18 protein-coding genes and 1 tRNA gene are annotated in these 24,582 nt (G+C 37.4%); 9 read left to right on the top strand and 10 right to left on the bottom strand.

Annotated features, from left to right (window positions below):
• Together DKG80_RS19620 and DKG80_RS19615 are read right to left on the bottom strand one after the other, a co-directional pair.
• The gene (locus DKG80_RS19620; RefSeq protein ID WP_109833088.1) at positions 1-2,190 is read right to left on the bottom strand and encodes a bifunctional alpha,alpha-trehalose-phosphate synthase (UDP-forming)/trehalose-phosphatase; all 2,190 of its coding nucleotides are present in this window, start codon (positions 2,188-2,190) and stop codon (positions 1-3) included.
• Positions 2,191-2,256: 66 nt separating this feature from the next.
• Positions 2,257-3,435 carry an exo-beta-N-acetylmuramidase NamZ family protein gene (locus DKG80_RS19615; protein ID WP_109833087.1) on the bottom strand — a complete coding sequence of 393 codons (1,179 nt, stop codon included), beginning with the start codon at positions 3,433-3,435 and terminating at the stop codon, positions 2,257-2,259.
• 210 nt (positions 3,436-3,645) lie between these two features.
• Here DKG80_RS19615 and DKG80_RS19610 point away from each other — a divergent pair, with 210 nt between their 5' ends.
• Both DKG80_RS19610 and DKG80_RS19605 read left to right on the top strand, forming a co-directional pair.
• Positions 3,646-3,918, top strand: coding sequence for a hypothetical protein (locus DKG80_RS19610; RefSeq protein ID WP_109833086.1), 273 nt, complete (start codon positions 3,646-3,648; stop codon positions 3,916-3,918).
• Positions 3,919-4,081: 163 nt separating this feature from the next.
• Positions 4,082-5,680: a SulP family inorganic anion transporter gene (locus tag DKG80_RS19605; protein ID WP_109833085.1), complete on the top strand. Its 1,599-nt coding sequence runs from the start codon at positions 4,082-4,084 to the stop codon at positions 5,678-5,680.
• Here DKG80_RS19605 and DKG80_RS19600 read toward each other — a convergent pair.
• Positions 5,670-8,528, bottom strand: coding sequence for a WD40 repeat domain-containing protein (locus tag DKG80_RS19600; RefSeq protein WP_162556001.1), 2,859 nt, complete (start codon positions 8,526-8,528; stop codon positions 5,670-5,672). The genes DKG80_RS19605 and DKG80_RS19600 overlap by 11 nt on opposite strands.
• Positions 8,529-8,620: 92 nt before the next feature.
• Positions 8,621-9,772: an aminotransferase class V-fold PLP-dependent enzyme gene (locus DKG80_RS19595; protein WP_109833083.1), complete on the bottom strand. Its 1,152-nt coding sequence runs from the start codon at positions 9,770-9,772 to the stop codon at positions 8,621-8,623.
• Between the two features lie 778 nt (positions 9,773-10,550).
• On the opposite strand from DKG80_RS19595, the gene DKG80_RS19590 reads away from it, so the two are divergent.
• The 4 genes from DKG80_RS19590 (at position 10,551) to DKG80_RS19575 (ending at position 14,609) form a co-directional block, all read left to right on the top strand.
• Positions 10,551-11,396, top strand: coding sequence for a DUF1571 domain-containing protein (locus DKG80_RS19590; RefSeq protein ID WP_109833082.1), 846 nt, complete (start codon positions 10,551-10,553; stop codon positions 11,394-11,396).
• 105 nt (positions 11,397-11,501) lie between these two features.
• On the top strand, positions 11,502-11,984 hold the full coding sequence (locus tag DKG80_RS19585; protein WP_109833081.1) for a hypothetical protein: 483 nt from the start codon (positions 11,502-11,504) through the stop codon (positions 11,982-11,984).
• A 4-nt stretch (positions 11,985-11,988) separates the two neighbouring features.
• Positions 11,989-13,977: an OmpA family protein gene (locus tag DKG80_RS19580; protein ID WP_109833080.1), complete on the top strand. Its 1,989-nt coding sequence runs from the start codon at positions 11,989-11,991 to the stop codon at positions 13,975-13,977.
• A 209-nt stretch (positions 13,978-14,186) separates the two neighbouring features.
• Positions 14,187-14,609 (top strand): DUF1987 domain-containing protein, encoded by a 423-nt coding sequence (locus DKG80_RS19575; RefSeq protein WP_109833079.1) that lies wholly within the window; start codon positions 14,187-14,189, stop codon positions 14,607-14,609.
• A gap of 100 nt (positions 14,610-14,709) precedes the next feature.
• Here the strand turns inward: DKG80_RS19575 and DKG80_RS19570 are convergent, their stop codons facing one another.
• Positions 14,710-14,991 (bottom strand): DUF4834 family protein, encoded by a 282-nt coding sequence (locus DKG80_RS19570; protein WP_109833078.1) that lies wholly within the window; start codon positions 14,989-14,991, stop codon positions 14,710-14,712.
• 13 nt (positions 14,992-15,004) lie between these two features.
• Entirely contained in the window at positions 15,005-17,818 is a 2,814-nt protein-coding gene (carB, locus tag DKG80_RS19565; RefSeq protein ID WP_109833077.1) for a carbamoyl-phosphate synthase large subunit, read from the bottom strand.
• A gap of 177 nt (positions 17,819-17,995) precedes the next feature.
• Between carB and DKG80_RS19560 the strand changes: the two genes are divergently transcribed.
• Both DKG80_RS19560 and DKG80_RS19555 read left to right on the top strand, forming a co-directional pair.
• The gene (locus DKG80_RS19560) at positions 17,996-18,415 is read left to right on the top strand and encodes a hypothetical protein (RefSeq protein WP_109833076.1); all 420 of its coding nucleotides are present in this window, start codon (positions 17,996-17,998) and stop codon (positions 18,413-18,415) included.
• Positions 18,416-18,512: 97 nt separating this feature from the next.
• Positions 18,513-18,908 (top strand): tellurite resistance TerB family protein, encoded by a 396-nt coding sequence (locus tag DKG80_RS19555; protein ID WP_109833075.1) that lies wholly within the window; start codon positions 18,513-18,515, stop codon positions 18,906-18,908.
• Positions 18,909-18,915: 7 nt separating this feature from the next.
• Here the strand turns inward: DKG80_RS19555 and DKG80_RS19550 are convergent, their stop codons facing one another.
• From DKG80_RS19550 to DKG80_RS19535, 4 genes are all read right to left on the bottom strand, one after another.
• Entirely contained in the window at positions 18,916-20,079 is a 1,164-nt protein-coding gene (locus DKG80_RS19550; RefSeq protein ID WP_109833074.1) for a serine hydrolase domain-containing protein, read from the bottom strand.
• Between the two features lie 178 nt (positions 20,080-20,257).
• Positions 20,258-20,332: transfer RNA gene (locus tag DKG80_RS19545), tRNA-Val, on the bottom strand.
• Between the two features lie 125 nt (positions 20,333-20,457).
• Positions 20,458-21,114, bottom strand: a complete 657-nt coding sequence (locus tag DKG80_RS19540; protein WP_109833073.1) for a DUF2461 domain-containing protein — start codon at positions 21,112-21,114, stop codon at positions 20,458-20,460.
• Positions 21,105-22,379 (bottom strand): UDP-N-acetylmuramoyl-tripeptide--D-alanyl-D-alanine ligase, encoded by a 1,275-nt coding sequence (locus DKG80_RS19535; RefSeq protein ID WP_245907047.1) that lies wholly within the window; start codon positions 22,377-22,379, stop codon positions 21,105-21,107. Before DKG80_RS19535 ends, DKG80_RS19540 begins: the two co-directional genes overlap by 10 nt.
• Before the next feature lie 102 nt (positions 22,380-22,481).
• Here DKG80_RS19535 and DKG80_RS19530 point away from each other — a divergent pair, with 102 nt between their 5' ends.
• Positions 22,482-24,563, top strand: a complete 2,082-nt coding sequence (locus DKG80_RS19530; protein WP_109833071.1) for a T9SS type A sorting domain-containing protein — start codon at positions 22,482-22,484, stop codon at positions 24,561-24,563.
• The last annotated feature ends 19 nt before the right edge of the window (positions 24,564-24,582 follow it).

The raw sequence follows: 24,582 nt of genomic DNA, 5'->3' as shown, positions 1-24,582 counted from the left end.
TCAGCTACAAATTGTTTTCAAAAGTTGGCGAACTTGATCTGGCCCCTCTATACTATACTTAGCAGCTGATTGACTACTACCCACTTTGATTGTGGTCGCACCCTCTGGCATAGCAATAAAAGTATCTTCATCCGTCCAATCATCACCAATTGCCATAACATAGTCAGGGTTGTATCTTTGAAGCCAACTCTTTGCTGCTCTACCTTTATTGACCTCCGAACTTTTGAACTCAACAACCATGTCTCCTTCCAATACCTGAAGGTTCTTGTTAGTCGCCAAATATTTGAGATGACTCGTTAGCTCTCTTGTTCTCAATTCACCTAGTCCTGTCTCTACTTTTCTGTAGTGCCATACTAGTGAATAGTCCTTTTCTTCAATGAAAGACCCAGGAGTTCTACTGACATAGCTTTCTAATACTTTTTTGATATCTGGCATCCACTCATCAGTCAAAGTAGTCACAGTCTCCCACTCACTCCCTTGCTGTCTCAACCATACACCATGCTCTCCGATCAAGTCCATTCTATGATCATCAAACCACATTTGAAGAGTGTCTTTATCTCTTCCTGAGATGATTACCACATGTGTATTTTCATCAGCGCTTAGCTTTCTCAAAATATCATGTAATTCTTCATTAGGAACAGCAGCTTGAGGATCGGGATGGAAACCTGTCAATGTTCCATCATAATCTAAGAAAATCAATCTCTCTTTACCTTTCTTGAATTCCTTAGTAATTGCCTTCACTGATTTTTCATCAATGATCTTAGTTTTCAGAGCAGCCTGTTCTTCCTTCACATGATCCAGTCTGTTCATAAACAGCTTCACCCAATGATATATATTATATCTTCTCAGTGTATTCTGCATTACAGTCATACGTTTCACTTGCTCTTCCTCTGGCATTTCTAGCGCATCTTTCATTGCCTCAATCAGCTGTGCTTGATTATTCGGGTTTACCAAAATAGCATCAGACAGCTCCTTAGATGCTCCAGCCATCTCACTGAGAATCAAAACTCCTTTTTGATCAAGTTTTGAAGCAATGTATTCCTTACATACTAAGTTCATACCATCTCTCAATGGAGAAATAATTCCTACATCTGCCATTCTATAAAATGCCGAAAGCGCATGTAGTGGGTATGATCTATAGAAATAGTGAACAGGAGTCCAACTTAACCTACCAAACTGTCCATTGATACGACCTACTAGTAGGTCAATTTCTTCCTTGAGCTCGATATAGCGACCTACATTGTATCTAGAAGGTACCACTATCATCACCAAAGAAACTTTTTCTCGATACTGAGGAAACAACTCCAAGAACTTCTCGAAGGCACGCAACCTTTGAGGAATTCCTTTGGAATAGTCCAATCTATCAATAGAAAGCATCATTCTAGCGGAACCAATGGCTGTTCTATAGCTTACTTCCTTCTTAAGTGTGTCCGGAGAAGCAGCTTCTTTTTCATATTTTTCATAGTCAATTCCCATTGGAAGGGCATCCGCCATGATCTTTCTATTCCCATGCTTAATGATTCCATGGTCATTGCCAATACCTGCCAATCTATTGACTGAAGACAAAAAGTGTCTTGTATCATCATAAGTATGAAAACCAATGAAGTCAGCACCCAACATTCCTAGCAGTAATTCCCTTCTCCAAGGAATCAGTCTGAATGACTCATATGATGGAAATGGGATGTGAAGGAAAAGACCTATTTTCAAATCAGGGTTCTTCTGTCTTAATAGGTCTGGAACCAATAGTAACTGGTAATCATGTACCCAAACAGTGTCCTCCTCGTTGGTTTTTTCTAAAATCGCATCTGCAAACTTTTGATTGACTGCCTTGTATGATTCCCAAGTTTCTTCTCTGAATATCGAATACTGATTGAAGTAATGAAAATTTGGCCAAAGCGTCTCGTTTGAGAAACCTTCGTAGAATAGCTCCATGTCCTCCTCAGTCAAGAAAACAGGACTCATATTTTGTTCTACTAGTTCCTTAGTAGTTGTCGCCTTTTCTTCATCGGTAGTCAAAGTAGCACCTGGCCAGCCTATCCAGAGATTGTTACCCTCCTTGTATATAGATCCAAGACCTGTGGCCAGCCCGCCTTCAGTTGCTTGAAAACTCAAACTGTCTCCATCTTTTACAACCCTTACAGGTAGTCGGTTAGATACGATGATTGTTTTAGAGTTAGTTTTTTCTGACATGTTTTGATTTTATTTTAAATAAGGGGGCTTTGGGTACAAACTTAAGAATTCCTGAATAGTCCGGTTTTAGTATATCATGATTTCCTTTCTATTGATGAGATACTCATTCATGCCTTCTTTTTCTATGGCCAATAATTCACCATACGAACCATCTGACTCTATCCATTTTCTGATTTTGTCGGTACCATTAATTATATCTATTGGAAGCAATTCTTCTTCATATTCATAAGGTGGTAGTTTCCAACTAAATTCATCTCCAAGATGATAATAAAGCTTTTGCATTAAAACCTGTCCTACAAACCACGGTTTAAATTCTTTATAATCCGTTACATGAATTTGATAACCATGACAAGTAACACCTGTATGTTTTTGAAACGTAGGCTGAAAAGATAGTGGTCGAAGCACAAACCCTTTTAATCCATCATTTTGAAATTCTTGGTTAAGCTCATTCACCAATTCTAAATGCTTGATTTTAGGATGACCTACTATTTCGAGACTTTTGGTAGAGCCACGACCTTCAGAAACATTAGTTCCTTCAAAAAGTACAGTGGCTACGAATGTATAAGCTGTCTCCACATTAGCCAAGTTGGGTGAAGGAAGTATCCAAGGAAGTTTTGTGTCCCAAAAATTTTGACTGCGATTCCAACCTTTCATTTTGATAACTTTGAGATCGCATTCCACGCCCCAGTGCATTTTAGCCATTAATGCGATCTCTCCTACAGTCAGACCATGTCGCATCGGCAAAGGATATCTGCCTACAAACGATCTGAATTTAGGATCAAGAATATTTCCTGCGACTCTTTTTCCTCCAACTGGGTTAGGACGATCTAAAACGACGACCTGGATTCCCATTTCACTACAAGCTTCCATCATGTAGATCATAGTATAGATGTAGGTGTATACCCGAGTACCTACATCTTGTAAATCAATAATGATATGATCAATGCCCTCAAGCATTTCAGAAGTAGGCTTTCTAGTCTCTGAGTAGAGGCTATAGACGGGTAGATCGTAGAAATCATGGTGAAAATGATTTGATTCAATCATGTTATCCTGCACGTCAGCAAAAATGCCATGTTGGGGAGAATAGAGCTTTTTGAGGCGAGAACCGAATATGGCCTTAACTTTTTCGATACCATGTGAGTAGTCATGATCTATTGAGGCTGCATGACAGAGGTATCCGACATTACCTTTGATCATATGGGCGAAATCCTTCAGTTGATTCAGTCCAGTACGTACTCTTCGCATAGATTTTTTAGGGAGTTACTCCGCAATTTATTCATTTCACATTACTTCAGAACGTCAAATCTCTATTTTGGATTAGATAGGAATATTATATATTACTGATTATGTCAATTGTCCAGTTTGAGCTATTCAAAGTGTACACTTTAGAAGTTGAAAAAGAAAAATCTCAATACCGTCTATTTCGTTCGTGCAGTGCTACAAAGTATAGTTTGTATGACTTTGTTAGTAGCTGTTTTATTATCAACCAAAGTGCTAAATGGATTATGCGAGTATTTTCCAATTGACGATATAGAGCTATCTGAAAATTGGGAAAAAGAGACTGAAGAAGAAAAAAAAGAGACGGAGGAAAGTGAATCAGACAAAATCGTAAACTCTGTATCTAATTTTCTATTTGATAGAAACGACCCTCTCCTAATACAAACCAATGTTGCTTTTATAGATCATATCCATACTCTCGAAATTCCTACCCCTCCTCCAGAGTCATAAATAAACGTTCAATAGGATTAACTGTAGAGAATATCATATTCTGACTGATAAGTAAGTGTGCTTCTATACTTACCATCCGCTGTAAAACAATATATAATAATATACATCAATATACGATGTCCGCACACAAGGCTCTCTTGCCTAATTAACTCAATTACACAAAATGGATGTAAACGATAAAACAGGATTATTTGACAATCTGAAATACGATATACCAGCGAGTTTGGTGGTATTCTTAGTGGCTTTGCCTTTATGTTTAGGTATTGCACTGGCGTCAGGAGCGCCACTGTTCTCAGGAATTATTGCTGGGGTAATCGGCGGTATTATTGTCGGATCGATTAGCGGATCATCACTGGGAGTAAGTGGTCCAGCAGCTGGACTCGCTGCCATTGTTTTAAGTGCTATAGAAGATTTAGGGTCATTTGACATTTTTATCTTAGCTGTAGTGATAGCTGGCGCATTTCAAGTTTTACTCGGAATTCTGAAAGCAGGGGTTATAGGTTATTACTTCCCCAACGCCGTCATAAAAGGGATGCTATCAGGTATTGGAATAATTATTATTCTTAAACAAATTCCTCATGCGCTAGGCTATGACAAAGATCCTGAAGGAGACATGTCTTTTATCCAACCCGATGGTCATACTACTTTTAGTGAATTGGCATACATGCTTGATTCAGTCACTCCTGGGGTAATGATCGTGACAGCTATTTGTATGACTATCCTGATAATATGGGAACAACCTTTCATCAAGAAACTATCTTTTGCAAAGTTGATTCCAGGTCCGTTAGTAGCGGTGATAGCAGGAGTAGTATTGGAATGGTTTTTTGACGGTATCCCTAGTCTCGACATTACTGAAGAACATCTTGTTAGTATTCCAGTAGCCAAATCAGTTCCAAAGTTTTTGGATCAGTTTACGACCCCTGATTTTTCTCAACTTGGCAATCTCCATTTATATGTAGTTGCATTTACAATTGCTGTGGTGGCAAGTTTAGAAACACTGCTAAGTGTAGAGGCCACAGATAAACTGGACCCTGAAAAGAGAGTCACTCCGACGAATCAAGAGCTAATAGCTCAAGGCTGTGGAAATATAGTTTCAGGCTTGATTGGAGGCTTACCTATTACTCAGGTAATTGTCCGTAGTTCTGCCAATATTCAAATAGGGGCAAAGTCTAAACTTTCAGCCATTGTACATGGTGTTTTATTAATGGGGTGTGCGATTATTATCCCTCATATTTTGAATATGATACCTCTAGCAAGTTTGGCAACAGTACTGTTGGTAATAGGATACAAGTTGGCCAAACCATCGATCTTTAAAGAAATTTACAACAAGGGATTATCTCAATTAATCCCTTACTTGATTACTATCATTGGTATTGTTTTCACGGATTTATTGACTGGAATAGGACTAGGTATGATCATCGCATTTGTACAAATTCTATGGATCAATTTCAAAACTCCATATCACTATGACCCTGATAGTCAAAAATCAGGAGAACCTATTCACATTCAATTATCAGAAAACGTCAGTTTTTTAAACAAAGCTGGAATATTGAATACGCTAAATTTATTCAAGAGTGGTTCACATGTGATCATCGACACGACCAAGACTAAAACAATTCACCCAGATGTAATTGAGATGCTTGATGACTTTAAAAATTTGCAAGCTCCAAAGCGCAATATTCAAGTTGAAATACCGGGTTTGGATAGACTTCATCAAAAAGGGTCATTGGACTCTTTATCTGACTTAGTGATTAAAAACTAATACCACCCAATACGAGGGATATCTCTGACGTATTGGTATTCCTCAAATAGGTATACCTGATCCCAGCATCGAACTGTAGAAGGTATCTGAACATATTGAAACTAAATAACAGCTCTGTACCAAATGATTCCAATTCAACAGTTCCTTTTCGTATTCTATTATCAAAGTATTCAACTGTTCCTTGATTGACACGACCATAGCCATGATCATAAAACAAGTTGGTTCGGACTCTTTGCAAATTGAAAAATGGTCCAATATGCCAATCCATGTGTGCGAGAGGAAGACCATAGTTAATTTGATAATTGGTAAAATGATCAAAAGGAAAATAATTATAGCCTCGGGTGTAAGTAATAGGCATAGAGAAATAATAATTATCCTTATTCTCATATTGATAGCCTCCTTTCAAGCTCAGAGCGTGATGTTTGAAAACACCTGGCAAGTACAAGTTTGATTCTGCCGCCCAAAGTGTACTGTGATAGTCTCCACCATATGGGGTAAGTCTTGCATGTACAGCAATAGTCTGACCCCATCTCGATTGTACGTCTAGTTTACTTCGTCTTTTAATTCTACTATATGAAGCAGAGGTAGATAGCACATTGAGATAACCATTTCTTCGAGTATTAAATGGAAAGACTCGTTCTGGCATTCCTGATATGTTATTAATTCCTGAAGAAACCCGAATACTTGCTGAGCTTGACATCCTTGATTTAGTAAGAATCAAAGGAAGACTCAAGCCTAAACTCACACCACTTTGTTTCCATTCGACTCTAGATATCGAGTCATTTTCAAACGACCTTTTTCCCCAGGAACTTCTAAAGTTGATCAATGGATATAAAGCTTGATAGCTGTAATTGGCATATCCTCTCCAAGTATCCTCGCTATAGTTATAAGTTGTTCCTGCTGAAATAACAGACGTTCCTAATATATCTCTAGAAGATACTCCTAGGGAAACGGTATTGGCAAAATCAGTCGCAACAATACCCCAAGAAACAGGTCTTACACTATGTAATAAGCGATTGTACTTTTCAGAGTCATACTTCACAGAATCTGATTGATAAAGGATATCGTGGATGTGCTCTTGCTCAATCATTTTCTGAGCAAAAGGAACAACGAGATTTTTCACCTGAATTCTTGGTGTGTATTTTATTTCTGAAAGATCAACAGATACGACTTCAAACCCATCAGCAGTATAATCACTATAGTAGAGTGTATCATTGTCAATATTGGCATTGAAAGCACCAAATCTAGAATGACTGACTTGCTCAACGTTTTTTGACTGCATATTCACTCTGAAGATATTGTCAATGCCGTTATAGTTGGTATTGAAGTATACAAACTCGCCTGATTGTATCGGCACTCCAATATTCTCTTTATCAGAATAAAATATCTCTTCTTCGATACCTGAGCTGATAGATTTTTTGATAATTGACTTACCGTCTTCTTTACTGATTAGACAAATAATGTTCTCTCCCGTCGAATCAAATGAAGGCATGGAATAGAAGTAATTATTCTCATTCTCAAAATCAATGATTACTTCTCCAGTTTCTGCATCCAAAATTTTCAAAGAAGAGCTTCCGTAGATATCCTGCTCTGTCACGATCAACTTTTCGCTATCGGGAGAAAGGGATACAGAGGTATATCTTTTCTTTTTGCCTAATCGAATCAGTTCACCCGTCTGCAAATTGTATTTGCGAATAGTTAAGTAATTTCTACTTCTCCATCTTGGGTCAAATTCAAACTCTGTCCAGACAATATATTTATCATTGGCACTCAAGAAGCCGATATCATTATATGCACCTAGCTCAACAAGCTTTTCTTCCATTCCATCATTATCGATAGAGACTATTTGACGAATGTCTCCTAGACCAGACTTTAGCGCTATGATTTTACCTGAAACGGCCTGTGGATATTGATAATTTGTGAATGTTTTTTTCCTCTTAGTAGAAACTAATTCAAATTCCGTTGGTTCTATTTTACTGAGTTGGTCTTCATATATCTGACGTTGATACGCCATCATTTCTTTATAAGCTGGAATGAGGTAATTACCTGTAGCTTTTTTGATGGATGATGAAAATACACCTGGGATATAAGGATATCGAAATGCTCTACCGACGATTTTGTCCCATACATCTTGACCATACTCATTTTTCATATGAGTGGTCATGAGATATCCGGTGACATAATGGTTTGGTACGAAATCTCTAAATGAACCTAAGTGTTGCTTATAGTAATTAAAACCTCCTTTCTCAATCAAGTTAGCTTTGTAAGCCATCAGGAAGGACGGAATCACTCCTCGTCCAGTTCTACCCATAGCCGTTTCGATACCTACGGCATCACCTTCCCAAAACCAACTAGGTGCTGCTATACCAGCAAAAAACGCTGCACCGAATTCTCCTGTCAAAAAGAAAGCTGTTTTATTAAATGGAGTCACTGCTTTTTGAAACTGAACTATATGTCGATACTCATGGACTATAAGTCGCTCAAGCCATTCATCATTTCCTACTCTGAGATAATTCTGAGGTGCTGTAGAATATAGCTCGGATCTGAATGGCCCTACAGTCACAAATCCATTGGACTCGGAGCGTTCGTTTTGTATGACAATGGGAAATTTTCTTGGTTTGGCACCTAGTGATCTTGAGGCTGGCTCATAGATACATTCCAATATATTGGTCACTTTTTGAGCTTGATGCTCATTACCTTGAGTGTAAAGAACCTTGAAATGCGGGCTATTGATCTGTTGCCATTTGATAGAAGGTGGCAGAGTGGAAGTAATACTGGTGGGAAGTTGTGCCTTTGTAAGTGTAGTAAGGAATATAAAAAGTAGAGCTAAAGGCAGTTTTATATACATAGAGTAACGATTCTTCTTACTACGAGGTGTTTTGAAAAAGAGTAGAAATAGGGCTTTCCACTCCATACGATAAAACGTTACTAGCCTTTTCATTAACTATAAACCTCCTCAAAAGCCCTGATCAGCTTATTCATATCTCGAGTATCATTATATACATGCGGCGCCACTCTTACAAATTTCCCTCTGAACGATACAAAAACCCTATGTTTTTTCAGTGCCTTTTGTAGTTGATCCAAAGTACCTTCTGGATATTTTACACCAAAAATATGGTGCCCACGACTATCTTCATCTTCAATATACATTCCCAATTCCTTAAGTCTAAGGATCGGTTCATGGGTAATATCACTGCAATGTGTTTGAATAAAGTTTGTCGTCCATTGGTTGACTTGCTTCAGAGATTGTATGAGCATCGGGTTGAGAATAAAATTGCTCATTTGCCCCATATCATATCTAAGCGATCCAGGTCTAAACCCATCGACATATTCCATTCCCATAGAAAACTTATCCGCATCTTTGGCTGTGACCCATGGGTACTCTAGTGGCTGACCATTGTCAAACATTTCTCCATAATATGCTAAACCAATTGAGTATGGACCCATGAGCCATTTATAAGCTGGCACAATCAAGGCATCTGGTCTGATCTGTTGTACATCAAAAGGATAAGCTCCTACCGTTTGTGTACCATCGACTATCAGCGCAGCCCCCACTTCGTCACATTTCTCACGAACTTTCACTAAGTCAAACAAAGTACCATCCGCCCAGTGAACTTGTCCCATAGTCACCACTTTTGTTTGGCTATCTATGGAATTCAATATGATCTCATTCCACTTTTCTCCCCTTCTCTCTGTAGTGTCAGGCGCCGCTGCTACTACGATTTCTGCTTCCTTCTCTTTAGCCAGTTGCTTCCAGACATAGTAATTACTAGGAAACTGCTCGTCCGTTACCAATATCTTTTCTCCCTTTTTTAGCGGAACATTTTTTGCAGCGGCGGCTATTCCGTATGCTGCCGATCCTACTGTTGCTATCCGCTTCCAATCAGGACAATTGATCAACTGAGCAAATAACTTCTTAGCTGTATGTGGATCATTAAAATAATCGTCGCCTGTGAGGTTATATGGTTTGAACTTTTTAGCAATCCCTTTTTTACCAGCATTAGCAACCTTTTTCATAAGTGGGCTCATATTGGCACAATTGAGATAAGCTACTTTTCGGGAGATTTCGAATTTTTTTCGTTGATTGTTCATCAGATAATGGGTTTTGAGTCAAGCCGATAATACGAACCGATTCAAAGATATGTTATGAATGAATCGTTAGACCTACTCTGTATGATTTATGATTCAAAATCTAAAATTGGAATACCCGGTTTAATAATTAAAACATGACACACTTTACTGAATAGACACTCGGGTCTACCCGACGGGGTGCTGCAGGCTGCAGGAAGCTTTCCCGTCTACCCGACGAGGTGCTGCAAGTTGCAGGAAAGTTTCGGGTCTTCCCGACAAGGCGCTGCAAGCTGCAGGAAAGTTTCTGGTCTTCCCGACGAGGCGCTGCAAGCTGCAGGAAGCTTTCGGATCTTCCCGACGGGGTGCTGCAAGCTGCAGGAAGCTTTCGGGTCTTCCCGACGGGGTGCTGCAAGCTGCAGGAGCATTTCGGGAACTCCTTGATTGTATGATTCAAGCTGCAGCAAGGATTCTGGTTAGCCTTGAATGTCTCCTGCAGGCTATATAAGGAGTCCTGAAATAAGTTGACAGGTTTTACATTAATACTGATATGAGTTTACAATGTTACTCATTAATCCTAATTGTACTTTACAAGGGTCTATTTAATCCTATGTACAATAGACACGCTAGGATTTAGTCCTGCTTGAGGTATACGTTTCCTTGAAGAACAGCCTCATATCATCTGTCATTAATAGTATTGATGAATTAGGAAAAATTCTTTTTCCCTCGTTCAAATAAGGGAAATCAATTTTTCGGTTGTCTAATAAATGAACCTCCCCAGTACTTTTTAAATAACCGAATAATGAGAAACACATTCTTTGTAGGTTTGATAATCCTCTTGTGCAGTTTTACTGTCCCTGACAGGGTTGAAACAGTAGAGATCATGCATGATGTATTTAGCTCGGTTAAAGAAATTAAAACTATTTCATTCGACTTTTACAGTCGAGAGCGAATAGATGGAGAATTAAAGGACTCAGAGTCTTTTGTTTCTGTAGAACGAAACCCATATAAGATTTACCTTAAAGGCATAACTCCTATTCAAGGTCTTGAAGTATTATACCCTCATCCCGAATCCACCGCTCATGCACTCATAAACCCTAATGGTTTTCCTTGGATGAATTTAAAGCTTGACCCTTGGGGGGAGTTGATGAGAAAAGACCAACATCACACTGTACATGCAGGAGGATATGATTATATGATTTCCATAATGGAAAAAACTTTTGAAAAGCACCAAGGTGAAATTTATAGCATGGTTCGTCATAGAGGGTATTACAACTGGGATGGAATAGAGTGCCATAGTATCACTTTTGAAAACCATGACTTTGACTATACTGACTATACAGTCAGAGAAGGCGAGACAATTAGTAAAATAGCCAAAGAGCATTATTTAAATGCTTTTTTGATATCGGAGAAAAATAGAGACATTAATATTCTGAAAGAACTCAAAGCCGGTACTATACTTAAACTCCCAACTGAATATGCACGAAAAGTTACTTTGTACATTGATCGCGATCGCAATATTCCTATACTGATGAAAGTCTATGATGAATCAGGTCTATTTGAGTCATACGAATTCAAAAACATAGTGATCAATAACGACTTAAATACAAAAAGCTTCCAAAGTCAATTCGAAGGGTTTCAGTTTTAAATTAAACTAACGCAATTTTACCAACTGGACTAAGGGTTATATTGATCTAACAGTTTTTGAATTATCCTTTAGCCCGTTTTTTCGTAAAGCAGAAATAAAAAGAATATGCTAGTAGCTTTTGAAGAATTGCCAGAAACCGCTAGAGTTTGGGTTTACCAAGCCAATAGAAAACTGACCAAAGAAGAACAATCTTCTATTGATATTAAATCATCACAGTTTCTTGAGCAATGGGCTGCTCATGGTGCTCCACTCAAAAGCTCATTTCAGATTTTACATGATCAATTTTTGGTGATTAGTGTAGATGAAGGGTTCAATGCAGCATCGGGCTGTTCTATTGATTCTTCTGTAGGATTGATCAGAGATCTTCAATCTGAATTTAGCATTGACTTCTTTGATCGCACCAAAATCTGCTTCCTCAAAGACAATGAAGTATTCGGTGCCCCAATGACTGAACTTAAATCTCTGATAGCTGATGGCCAAATCGAAGACTCTACTCTGACATTCAATAATCTGGTTCAAAATATTCAGGAGTTTAAAAATAACTGGGTTGTTCCTGCCAAAGAGAGCTGGATAAAACGCTATTTTTAGCATCATGCGTTTAATTCTCATCCTGCTGACAATTTCAGCCGTTTCATGTAGCACTCTTAAAAAAGCAGACAAGAGCTTTGAAAATGGCGACTATAGTGGTGCAATCTACCTTTACGAAAAGGCATTGAACGATGAAGATTCTTATGCCTACTATCAACTTGCAGAAGCCTATCGCAGTTCAAACCAACTTAGTAAAGCAGAGCCATTCTACAAAAAGGCGATTGAAATAGGTGGGGTAAGTGACAAGGCCTATTTCTTTTATGCTCAAGCTCTCAAAATCAATGGAAAAACTGACTCTGCCAAAATCATACTGAACAACTATCTTGATCAAGGAGGTATCAATGGTAATGTGATTATTTGGGCAAAACGTGAACTAGAGAACTTGGACAAACTCGAGGAACTCAAAAAAACTAAGAACTATTATCGAGTCAAGAACTTAGAAGACATCAATACTCCTTTTGCCGAGTATTCTCCAGTATATAATAATGCTTGGCTTTACTTCACTTCCAACCGCAATGGCGGAAAAACTTACACAGGAACAGGAACACCTTTCACAGATATCTATAGAGTCCAGACCAAAGGCGCAAATGTTAATATAGAGACAGTGCGTAAAATGCCATCTGTCATCAATGATCCTAATATCAACGAAGGCTCAGTAACGCTGTCCAAAAAAGGAACTACCATGATTTTTGCCAAAGCGAACAATGGAAAATCTAAAGGAACTGATGATGTCAATATTTACTATGCTAGATATCGTAAAGGTGAATGGAGCGACCCGAGACCAGCATCTTGCAATGAACCAGATTCTTGGGATTCTACTCCTTGCTTGAGCCCAGATGGTAAAACATTATATTTCTCATCCAACCGAGATGGAGGCTATGGCGGTTTAGATATTTATAGAGCCAAAATGAACCGTAGGGGACAGTGGGTAGATATTCAGAATATGGGTCCCGAAATCAATACGCCTGGCAATGAACTCTTCCCATACGCAGCCTCTACCGGTGATTTTTACTTTTCTTCTGACGGATTAGCTGGATTCGGCGCTCTTGACATATTCAAGGCTACACGTGCTGGTGGTAAAATGAACGTAGAGAATTTAGGTGCGCCTTTCAACTCAAATGCAGATGACTTTGGAATATTCCTCTATAACATTTCCAGAGGTTTCTTTTCTTCAAATAGAGCAGGTGGCAAAGGCGATGATGACATATACACATTTGTAAACGACGACCCTAATCTTAAAATCGTCAATTACTATTTATCCGGTACCACTTATACACCTGATGAAAATGATAGCTTGGTGGTATTACCTAATACCAAAGTCATTCTTCTAGATGATAAAAATGAGATGGTTGATGAAGTCTTTACAGGAGAGGATGGAAAATATAGGTTCCGAGTATATCCAGAAGAGCATTATTACCTTTTAGGTCAAAAAGATCAGTATTTTTCTACAAGAGATGAATTCTCTACAAAGGGAAAATTAGTAGATAAATCCACACTTACTAAGCAAGTCAACAAAGTCGAATTCAATAAAGATCTGGAGCTAGATCAAATCGTAATAGAGAAGCCTATTGTAATGAACAATATTTATTACGATTTCAACAAAGCAAATATAAAACCCCAAGCCGCTCAAGAATTGGACAAGTTAGTTGTAGTGCTAAAGGACAATCCAGAGATTAGTATTGAACTTAGTTCTCATACAGATGTTCGTGCCAGCCATGATTATAACATGAACCTATCCCAGCGCCGTGCACAATCAGCCGTTGACTATATTATCGCTCATGGCGTAGATCGTCGTAGAATAGTAGCTCGAGGTTATGGAGAAACCCAATTGGTTATTCAAAATGCTCAAACAGAAGAGGAACATCAGATTAACCGTCGTACTGAATTCAAGGTCACGAAATATGACAAAGAAATTCACGAACAGGTAAAAGAGGAAGGTTTTGACGAAACGGACAGATTTTTCTCCGACTCAAACGAATTTGATGACGAATAAGAAAAACTCTTATTTCTGTGCTGATGAAGATCATTGCTTGATTGTTTTTATATTAAGTTTCTAGCAAAAACCTGCACAGTTATGAGTTATCCTTATTTTTATAGAAGTTAATTAAGCTATATATAACTTTAAGAGTTTACCGTATTTCATATATGCCGCTGATTCAGCATATTTGAAAAGTGTAAAAGCACTAATAACCACTACAACATATGGAAGGATTTTTTATAAGAGCTACAAAGATCACCCCTTCGATCTATTTCAATCCTGAAAAGGGTTTATTGGACATTAGAGGCAAGTCAAGCCCCGAAAATCCCGTAGCTTTTTATAAGCACTTAAACGAGAGTCTAGATAAATTCGGTACGACTGAGCACAAAAGGCTAGTTGTGAACTGTGCTTACGAATATTTCAATACGAGTTCTTCCAAATGTATTTATATCATCTTCAAAAAGGTTCATGACTTACATGTTGAGAACGGCAAAGAAGTTGTAGTCAATTGGTACTTTGAAGAGGAAGATGAAGATATGCAAGAGGCCGGAGAAGATCTAAGCTCATTCTTCAATTTCGAATTCAACTATAAAGAAATCCCAGAAATCACCGTCCTTGGAAAAATGAAGGAATCTGAAGACTCTTAAACTTCATCAAGATAGGAAATTAAAAAGGTTAGCCGTTTGACTAACCTTTTTTTAATTGAATGGAATAAAACTCAAGTGATCACTTCAAGTTTCTCCAATTTTATTTTACTTCTTCATAGTCCACATAATCACCACCTTTGAAATTATCTCCTTTGCCTTTCGACTCCTTGGGTACGTAGTCTATATGAACATTTCCTTCTTTTGGTTTAGCAGCCTCACTTCTATTCCCACCATACTGGTAAGTCTTTTGATAAGAGAAACCTCTTCCACCATTTTGCTTAGCTACTTTACCTAAGAAAACTCTCGCTGCAAATCCGAATACTTTGGAAATCAACCAAAGTATGCAGAAGAAAATCAATATAAACTTTAATAGTGCGTACATGAACTGTATTTACTTATCTACTCAAGTAAAGGTTACGCTCTTCATATAACTTCAAGAAGTAATCATCTAACAGATCATCAATGAAGTAAATAGATTCGCCTGTTGACTTCATTTCTGGTCCGAGTTCTTTATTTACTTTCGGGAATTTGTTGAATGAGAATACTGGCTCCTTGATAGCATAACCACCTTTCTTAGGATCATATTTGAAATCCGTTACTTTTTTATCACCAAGCATCACCTTAGTAGCCCAGTTTACATATGGTTGCTGGTAAGCTTTACATATAAACGGAACTGTTCGTGACGCTCTAGGGTTCGCTTCAATGATGTAAACATTATCACCTTTCACTGCGAACTGGATATTAATCAAGCCTTTAGTCTCAAGAGCTATAGCAATCTTCTTAGTATAAGCCTCTATTTTTTTGATAACTAAATCTCCAAGGTTGTAAGGAGGAAGTACTGCATATGAATCTCCAGAGTGAATTCCAGCTGGCTCGATATGCTGCATGATACCTATGATTTGAACATTTTCACCATCACATATTGCATCTGCTTCCGCTTCCAAAGCACCTTCTAGGAAATGATCAAGCATTACTCTATTGCCAGGTATAGCATTGAACAGTTCTACAACATGCGCTTCTAGTTCATCTTCATTGATCACTATTTTCATTCCTTGACCTCCTAATACGTAAGAAGGTCTTACCAACAATGGGAAACCAAGCTCTTTTGCTAAATCTAATGCCTCATCAGCAGATTCAATCACACCAAACTTAGGATAAGGAATGTCATTGTCTTTCAATAGTGTAGAAAATGAACCTCTATCCTCTGCCAAATCAAGTGCTTTGAAGCTAGTTCCTATTATGTTGATTCCATACTTCTCCAGTTTCTCAGCCAACTTCAATGCAGTTTGACCACCAAGCTGAACGATCACGCCTTCTGGTTTTTCATGAAGGATGATTTCATAAATGTGCTCCCAGAATACTGGCTCGAAATAAAGCTTATCCGCTACATCAAAATCAGTAGAAACAGTCTCAGGATTACAGTTGATCATGATGGTTTCATAACCAGCTTCTTTAGCTGCTAAGATTCCATGTACACATGAATAGTCAAATTCAATACCTTGTCCAATTCTGTTTGGGCCTGATCCGAGAACAATAATTTTTTTCTTTTCAGATACTACTGATTCATTTTCGTCTTCGAAACAAGAATAGTAGTAAGGTGTTTTCGCTTCAAATTCAGCAGCACACGTATCTACTAGTTTATATACTCTATTGACACCGAGTTCTTGCCTTTTCGCAAATACTTGACTTTCTAAACAACCCAATAGATGGGCTATTTGTCTATCACAATATCCCTTCTTCTTAGCTTTCAGCATCAGATCTTTAGGGAAATTATCTAAAGTATACTTATTGAATTCTTTCTCTAAAAGAATGAGCTCCTCAATTTGGTGTAAAAACCAAGGGTCTATTTTAGTAAGATTGTGAATTGTTTTAAATGGAATTCCTAATTTGAAGGCATCATATACATGGAATAATCTATCCCAACTTGGGTGCTTCAAACTGTAGGTCAATTCATCATGGCTTTTTAACTCTCTTCCATCGGCTCCCAAGCCATTTCTCTTAATTTCAAGAGACTGACATGCTTTTTGGAGAGCTTCTTGGAAGTTTCTACCAATACCCATTGCCTCACCTACAGCCTTCATAGATAAACCAAGGTGCTTATCAGCTCCCTTGAATTTGTCAAAATTCCATCTTGGAACCTTTACGATTACGTAGTCAATTGTAGGCTCAAAGAATGCAGAAGTATTTTTGGTAATTTGGTTACTTAACTCATCTAGGTTATAGCCGATTGCCAGCTTAGCAGCGATTTTAGCGATTGGATATCCAGTAGCTTTTGAAGCAAGTGCTGAAGAACGTGACACTCTAGGGTTAATCTCAATGCCAATAATTTCATCCGTTGACGGATGAACAGAAAATTGAACATTACACCCTCCGGCAAATTCTCCAATACTGCTAATCATCTTGATCGCTTGGTTTCTCATTTCCTGATAAACCGTATCTGGAAGTGTCATTGCTGGAGCAACGGTAATAGAATCCCCTGTGTGAACCCCCATCGGGTCGAAGTTTTCTATCGAACAAATCACGATGAAGTTTCCTATACTATCTCTCATGATTTCTAGCTCGTACTCTTTCCACCCAAGAATACTTTGCTCAATCAAAACTTCATGAACTGGAGAAGCATGAAGACCAGCATTCAAGGCCTTATCAAAGTCTTCTGGATTCTCTACGAATCCACCACCTGCTCCACCAAGTGTATATGATGATCTAATGATCAATGGAAAACCTATTTCCTGTGCTATCTCTTTACCCTCAAGAAACGAAGTAGCTGTACGTCCTTTACAAACACCAACTCCGATTTCAAGCATTTTTTGTCTAAACTTCTCACGGTCCTCAGTGGTTTCTATTGCGTCAAAATTTGACCCGATGACTCTGACGTTATGCTTTTTCCAGATTCCCGCTTTGTCACAATCCATCGCAAGATTCAATGCAGTTTGACCACCCATGGTAGGTAGTACAGCGTCAATATCGTGCTTCTCGAGAATTTCTCTGATCGACTGTTTAGTCAACGGCTTCAAGTAAATATTGTCTGCTGTGACTTCGTCGGTCATGATTGTGGCTGGATTGGAATTGATCAAAGTCACTTCGATCCCTTCTTCTCTCAAAGATCTCGCTGCTTGTGAACCTGAGTAGTCAAATTCACATGCTTGACCAATAACGATAGGACCACTACCGATGATTAGGACTGATTTTATGCTATTATCTTTTGGCATGAGGGGTGATAATTTTTTCTTTTACCGAATGTTCAAAATTGCGCAAAGTTAGAAGCATGCACCCGTAATAAAAAGAATAGGCAGACTTTAGTCTTCAATTAATTTTCGAAGCATCGCATTAAGCTTTTGCTAAAAGTAAAGAAGCTATTATTTTAGGCTGTTCAAAAATTCAAACCCATGAAAACAAATTCAATCGCTATCATTCTCTTGGTATTTACTATCATAAGCTGTCAGTCCAAAAAAGAGGTAACTCTAGAAAACCTAGAAAGACAAGATTTATTGGGTGAGTGGAACGTCCAGTGGGTAACAAAGCCTGAAAAAGGACAGTCAGTAGACCCTTCAATTAATTATACTATGAATGGCAAAATGATTTTCAATGAAGAAAAATTGACGATCAATGCTTATGGATATGAAGGATGTATTTTTGGTTCAGATACACTTAGTCACAGTATCAATTGGAAAGTACAAGGTGACACATTAAGCATAGTTAATGACGGTGACGAGTTTGGAATCCCTTACATCATCCGTGAAATCAGTAATGAAAAAGTAAAGCTACAGCTAGTAGAAGATGTTTTCCTATTTCTCACCAAGTTGTGAGAAAATCTACTTCAACTGTAGTTTATAGGTCAAACTGAAAATAGAATTTAACTTCGCGTCGCTTTTAAAAGAGTCAATAGGCTACTAACTTACTTGTATGGTTCGACAACAACTATCCGCACTGGCACAACTCGCAAAGAGTGATGATAAAATCGATGAGGCTGAACTCAACGTTATTTTTCGTGTTGGTCGAGCTAATCATTTGGATGACAAAGAAATTCAAGAAATCATAGATCACCCTGGTTCAATAGGGGATTTGAATTCCTTATCTGAAGACGAAAAATTTGAATTTCTATTCAGTGTAATTCAATTGATGAAAGCTGATGACGAAATATTCAATGCTGAAATCGACTACTGCAATCAAATTGCAGTCAAGTTAGGCTATGGTATGGGTGCTGTAATGGAAATGTATCCTCATGTCCACAAAAACTTGGTCATTAAAAGGGAAAAAGACAGCCTCAGAAAGAAGGTTAGGATTTTTTTGAAAGGGTAGTCAATTGTCAACTCTCTCCTAAAAATGACTGAACCAATCTATTTTGAATAAAATTCTGAATTCTGGTTTTTCCTTTACACTGTGTATGACTTAAAACAATAATAGAAAGACCCAAATCAGGAAAATAGCTTACGCCATTTCTAAACCCATCCCAAAGACCATTATGATAAACTTTGAGATATTCATTTACGTATGAATTTCTAAAGCCCATTGCATATTTTCCGTTATCCGCATTCAAAAGCTTAACACTAATATCTTCATTCAACAACGAATAATTTTGAATAGCTATGAGCCATTCAAACAAATCATCAGCGGTAGAATAAACTCCCTTATCTCCTAATACCCGATTGAATTGACTCGGCGGAATCGCTAAATAAGTATATCGATAAGGTTGATAACCAGAAAGGTCTAAGGAATCTCTGAGATCTTTAAAGGTTCGAACATTCGTAAGACCAAGTGGATATAATACTTCATGTTTGAAATAACCTTCAAAAGTCTGGCAAGACACGGACTCAACTAAACTAGCTAAAACCGCATACCCTGTATTACTATAGTTAAATCTTGTTCCAGGTGAGAAGTTCAATCTATTTTCATATTGATTAATTAAATCAATCACATCCTTGTTTGTAGGAGGAATACTATCCGACCAATATTTCTCAACCAAATACATATAATTCCACAAGCCTGAACGGTGATTCAGCAGATGCCTGACTGTAATATTTTCAAACCTAAAACCGGAAATATATTTTGAAACTGATGAGTCAAGATGAACGAGACCCTGCTGTACCAAATTCAAGACAGCAACAGCTGTAAACTGTTTACTAACTGATGCTAATTCAAACCTGTGGTCTAAAGTAAGTTTGGATTTATTGATCGGGTTAGCATAGCCATATGTCTTTTCGAAAACCACCTTGTTTTTATACCCAATTAAAACGGTACCGTTGAATCGATACGTTTTGGTCATATTCAATAACTCATCTTCTATTTCAAAGATTTGCTCTCTGAAAAGACAAGCTTGTTCATCGGGTTCATAGAGCAAGTTATCATCCAGTATTGGATCATAAATCAAACTTTCGGCTGTACACAACTTTTCATGTGAAAGAATGGAAAGCACAACTACTAGTGAAAATTTTATGGAGTTTCTTAAGGTTAACAGATCGCAAAGCTTCATTAGAACTTCGAATTATATTTTCTCAAAACTGAACAGGCTACTAATTAGAAAAGCCGAATTAATTTTTCGCAGTGCGATAGCTCTTTAGGTTGAATTATTCGGCTGTTGAATCGAGCATCTAAAATGTCGATTCTAAACTAAATCAAAAAAAAAGACAGTCATTTCTGACTGTCTTTTGTGGGCCCTACTGGATTCGAACCAGTGACCCCCTGCTTGTAAGGCAGGTGCTCTGAACCAGCTGAGCTAAGAGCCCTTAAACATCTGCCGAGGCGTTTGTTTGTTTTGGGATTGCAAAAATAGAAATTGAAAATGCAATTGCAACACCTTTGAGCTAATATTTTGAAATAATTTTTACTTTATCTGTCAAGGCTCTGAAAGTTAGTCGATTGCCATCTGAAGATAATCATTAAACTTTTTGACCTCTTGATAAATTGCAACTGCTGTATCTATAAAACTATCGTCTACTAGTTCTTCATCTGTAAATGATTTCAAAACATAAAAACTCTTTAACCTCAACAACTCTATATTTGGGTGATCTTTTGGATATCCTTTTGGTGCAGTTTTCAACGCTTCTCCTCGAACTTCTCCAAAATTATTTTTGAAGTCAGAAGATTCAATAAGCCTTATAAGCTGATCAGGATTGTAATCTATCTCTTGGCGAATAGCTGCCAACATTTCAGGCTGTGGCATATATATCCCCCCACCAATAAAGTTTTCTCCTGGTGAAATGTGTATATAATACCCAGTACCAACTGTTTTCTTAGCATCACGGCCAAAATGCGAACCAAAATTGGTCTTGTATGGGGTTTTGTCTTTACTAAAACGGATATCCCTATTGATTCTATAAATACACTTTTTTGATTCTATTCCTTCAAGCTCTGGATCGAATTTTGAAATTCCGTCAATAAGACTTTGTGAAAGCTCTAGAAATATCTTCCTTGAAGTTTCATAGGTCTTCCGATTTTCTTCAAACCAATCTTTATTGTTGTTAACTTTTAGATGTTTTAGGAACTGGATTGGAGTGTTTAAATCCATATTTGTTTTGATTGAGTGAGTTTTTCCATTTTGGTACTTCGCGAACCTTTAATCAGTACGGTAGCTTCTTTTAACGGGTTTTCTTCAAAGTGAGCAATCAACTTTTCTACCTTTTCAAAACTTTTTCCATTTTCATCTACTATATCAGCATAATTTCGACCTACCCAATATGCATCAATACCTTTTTCATGGGCTAATTCTACAATCTTGCGATGTTCAAGAGCGGTATATTCACCAAGCTCTTTCATTTCTCCGAGGAGAGCTATTTTGGTAACACCTGACATTGTTTCAAGGTTTTCAAGTGCTGCAATCATCGAAGATGGATTCGCATTATATGCATCTAGAACTATTTTATTGCTTCCTAAATCAATTACTTGAGAGCGATTATTGTCAGGCAGGTATTTATCTATCTCATCATATGGATAGTCTACACCAAAATAATTTCCAATAGTCGCTGCCGCTGCAATATTTAAGAAATTGTAAGCACCAATCATTTCAGTCCTATGTTCCTTTCCATTTATATCACGGTAATGAACAAAAGGAACTGCACTCTTAAAAGTACTATTAGCATTTGGGTAGCTGATACTATTGGCAAACCTCTTTGACATATTATTGAGAACAGTATCTTCTGTATTAATGAAAGGGATACCATCATTGAGACGCAAAAAATCAAAAAGTTCGCTTTTACCACGAATTAAATTCTCTTTACCTCCAAACTCACCAATATGCGCATCACCAATATTGGTAATCAACCCATGAGTTGGCTCAGCAATAGAACAAAGTTCAGCTATATCACCAACATGGTTGGCTCCCATTTCAATAATCGCAAACTCAGTATCTTCTGGTATACTTAGCAACGTCAATGGAACACCTATATGGTTATTGAGATTTCCTTGGGTGTAATGAACCTTATATTTTTTAGAAAGTACTCGAGCAGTAATCTCCTTGGTTGTTGTTTTACCATTAGATCCTGTTATTCCAAAAAATGGGATACTAAACTGCTTTCGGTGATAATTTGCTAATAATTGAAGTGTTTCAAGAACATTATCTACTAAAACAAAACGATCACTACTTTCAAAATTAACTTCATCTATCACTGCTAGCAAAGCACCTTCACTCACGGCTTTCTCAGCATATGCGTTACCATTAAAGTTAGGACCTTTCAACGCAAAGAAAATCTGTCCATGTTGGAGACTTCGGGTATCTGTGCATACACCTGTACTTTCCATGAAAGAATTATATAGTTCAGCAATAGATAGTTTCAAAATACTAGCTTTTTATTGTCAGAGATTCGCAAATATATGGATTAGCCCAAGTTTTCGATATCGAAATGTATAGATTGGCGAGATGAAGATGTTGATAAAAAGATGAGAAAGTTATTCTTTACCCTTTCAATAGTTCAAGGCTTAATCTTTCATTTGTCAGCTCAACTGACGGGGGAGTTTATTTTTCCTAGTGTGATAAAAAACTCTAAATCTCTCTCTCATGCTTGGGCTGGAGGAATAAACAGCGGGCAATTTAATACTGCAGACCTTGATTTAGATGGAGACCTCGACCTAGTAGTATTTGATAGATCATCTTACTCAATTATAACTTTTGAGAATATCGAAGACCAATACGTATTAAATCCCTTCCTCTCCGCTAATTTTCCAAATATCGAGCACTGGGTAGTAATGAGAGATTATAATTGTGACGGTCACAAAGACATTTTCACTTACACAAATTCAGGTGTTCGCTTATTGGAAGCCATTACTGAAAATGGCAAACTTACCTATGAGTCAGTTTTAGACCCTATTAAAACTCAAGGCTTTAAAACAACAATTAATGTTTTTTTTAACCCAACTGATGTACCAGTCATTGAAGATATGGATGGAGATGGTGACCTAGATATGTTATTCTTTGACTTTGCAAAAGGAGACTTTATTCAATACCATGAAAACAAATCAACTGGATGTGGAATGGATTTAGAAAGAATCAGTCAGCAATACGGTCAAATTGATGCTTGTGAATGCGAGGAATTTGCGTTCGAAGGCACGACTTGTCATAATAGTACAAGAGTATTGCATGTTCTAGGGAAAACTATGATGGCTTTTGACCATGACGATGACGGAGATATGGACTTAGTCATTAGTCAGGAAGGCTGTAAAAGCCTTAGTTTCCTAGAAAATAAAGGAACGAATCTGGTTCCTTTATTCAATAGCTATGATAGCTCTTTTCCAAGCTTCAAATCTCTTTTGAATTTGACATCCTTTCCTGCTGCATATAATCTAGACACAGATTTTGATGGTGTAAAAGACATCGTAATCTCGATAAATGAACCAGAAAGTAAAGAAAGCATAGACTTTAAGAATTCATCAATAGTATATAGAAACGGAAAACTTAATCCTTTCCTCCAAAATGAAATGATAGATGTCGGAGAATACTCTTATCCATCATGGGTAGACATAGATAATGATGGAAATATAGATTTAGTCTTAGGAAACTATGGGTCGATGATAGAAGGAGCTTTTAAATCTTCACTCACTTTATATAGAAATAGAGGAACTGATTTTGAATATGTGACCGATGATTACCTTGATTTTTCAAAATCAAATAGACTAAATATTCGACCTCAATTCATTGACATAAACAGTGATGGACTGATAGATCTGGTGTTTACATCAAAGAATGGCGCTAACAATGAATTATCTATTATAATCAACGAATCGGGAAAACTAGATATCAATAACACTTTAAATGTTAAAATCGATTTGGAGGACATGGACCAAGCAATTCTCTACGATTATGATCAAAATGGAAAGCTTGATGTACTTCATGTCAATCGTTTTGGAGAAATCAACTTTTTTAGAAATACTGGTACAAATGAATCTATGAGTTTTATTCAAGATAAATTGAATATCCTACAAACACCTACAGAGCTAGAATACTTTGGAGCCTCAATTGCAATAGGTGATGTGAATGGTGATTTCAAAGATGACCTCATAGAAACAAGACAGACAGGGAAACTTTCTGTTTACTATGATTTTAAAAATAACCTGGAGAACTCAACTGTATTTGAAATAAAAAGTACTAGTGAAAAGAAAGAAAAATACTCACCGTACTTTGGAATGAAATCTTTTCCGTCAACATTTAAAAAAGATGGCGAGACTTACATTGGCATTGGAAATATTACTGGAGGTATTCACTATTTAAAAATCAATAAATCTGTGGAAAGTGATCTAGCTGTTAGGCTTTTTCCAAACCCAATCGACAATGGAATTCTTACAATTGAATCGAACAAAGAAGGAATTCAAATCGAAATAATTGATATGTCTGGAAACATGCTAAGCTCATTACAAACAGAAAATCTCTTAACATCTATCGATGTTCAAAATCTTCAAATAGGAATGTATGTTGCAAGAGTTAGTTTTCTTAAACAGACTGAGAGAATAAAATTTGTAATTAGATAGATCTTAATGGGGAGCCTGA

Source organism: Reichenbachiella versicolor (assembly GCF_003171675.1).
GTDB lineage: Bacteria > Bacteroidota > Bacteroidia > Cytophagales > Cyclobacteriaceae > Reichenbachiella > Reichenbachiella versicolor.
The sequence above is the reverse complement of the archived record's forward strand: the minus strand, read 5'-3'. Positions and strand labels throughout refer to the sequence as shown.

Coding starts and splice junctions, on each gene's coding strand:
- DKG80_RS19580 (WP_109833080.1), top strand. CDS start 11,989: ATGCGTTTAATTCTCATCCTGCTGACAATTTCAGCCGTTTCATGTAGC.
- DKG80_RS19560 (WP_109833076.1), top strand. CDS start 17,996: ATGAAAACAAATTCAATCGCTATCATTCTCTTGGTATTTACTATCATA.
- DKG80_RS19620 (WP_109833088.1), bottom strand. CDS start 2,190: ATGTCAGAAAAAACTAACTCTAAAACAATCATCGTATCTAACCGACTA.
- DKG80_RS19590 (WP_109833082.1), top strand. CDS start 10,551: ATGAGAAACACATTCTTTGTAGGTTTGATAATCCTCTTGTGCAGTTTT.
- DKG80_RS19555 (WP_109833075.1), top strand. CDS start 18,513: ATGGTTCGACAACAACTATCCGCACTGGCACAACTCGCAAAGAGTGAT.
- DKG80_RS19550 (WP_109833074.1), bottom strand. CDS start 20,079: ATGAAGCTTTGCGATCTGTTAACCTTAAGAAACTCCATAAAATTTTCA.
- DKG80_RS19615 (WP_109833087.1), bottom strand. CDS start 3,435: ATGCGAAGAGTACGTACTGGACTGAATCAACTGAAGGATTTCGCCCAT.
- DKG80_RS19540 (WP_109833073.1), bottom strand. CDS start 21,114: ATGGATTTAAACACTCCAATCCAGTTCCTAAAACATCTAAAAGTTAAC.
- DKG80_RS19605 (WP_109833085.1), top strand. CDS start 4,082: ATGGATGTAAACGATAAAACAGGATTATTTGACAATCTGAAATACGAT.
- DKG80_RS19595 (WP_109833083.1), bottom strand. CDS start 9,772: ATGAACAATCAACGAAAAAAATTCGAAATCTCCCGAAAAGTAGCTTAT.
- DKG80_RS19585 (WP_109833081.1), top strand. CDS start 11,502: ATGCTAGTAGCTTTTGAAGAATTGCCAGAAACCGCTAGAGTTTGGGTT.
- DKG80_RS19570 (WP_109833078.1), bottom strand. CDS start 14,991: ATGTACGCACTATTAAAGTTTATATTGATTTTCTTCTGCATACTTTGG.
- DKG80_RS19600 (WP_162556001.1), bottom strand. CDS start 8,528: ATGTATATAAAACTGCCTTTAGCTCTACTTTTTATATTCCTTACTACA.
- DKG80_RS19530 (WP_109833071.1), top strand. CDS start 22,482: ATGAGAAAGTTATTCTTTACCCTTTCAATAGTTCAAGGCTTAATCTTT.
- DKG80_RS19610 (WP_109833086.1), top strand. CDS start 3,646: ATGACTTTGTTAGTAGCTGTTTTATTATCAACCAAAGTGCTAAATGGA.
- DKG80_RS19575 (WP_109833079.1), top strand. CDS start 14,187: ATGGAAGGATTTTTTATAAGAGCTACAAAGATCACCCCTTCGATCTAT.
- carB (WP_109833077.1), bottom strand. CDS start 17,818: ATGCCAAAAGATAATAGCATAAAATCAGTCCTAATCATCGGTAGTGGT.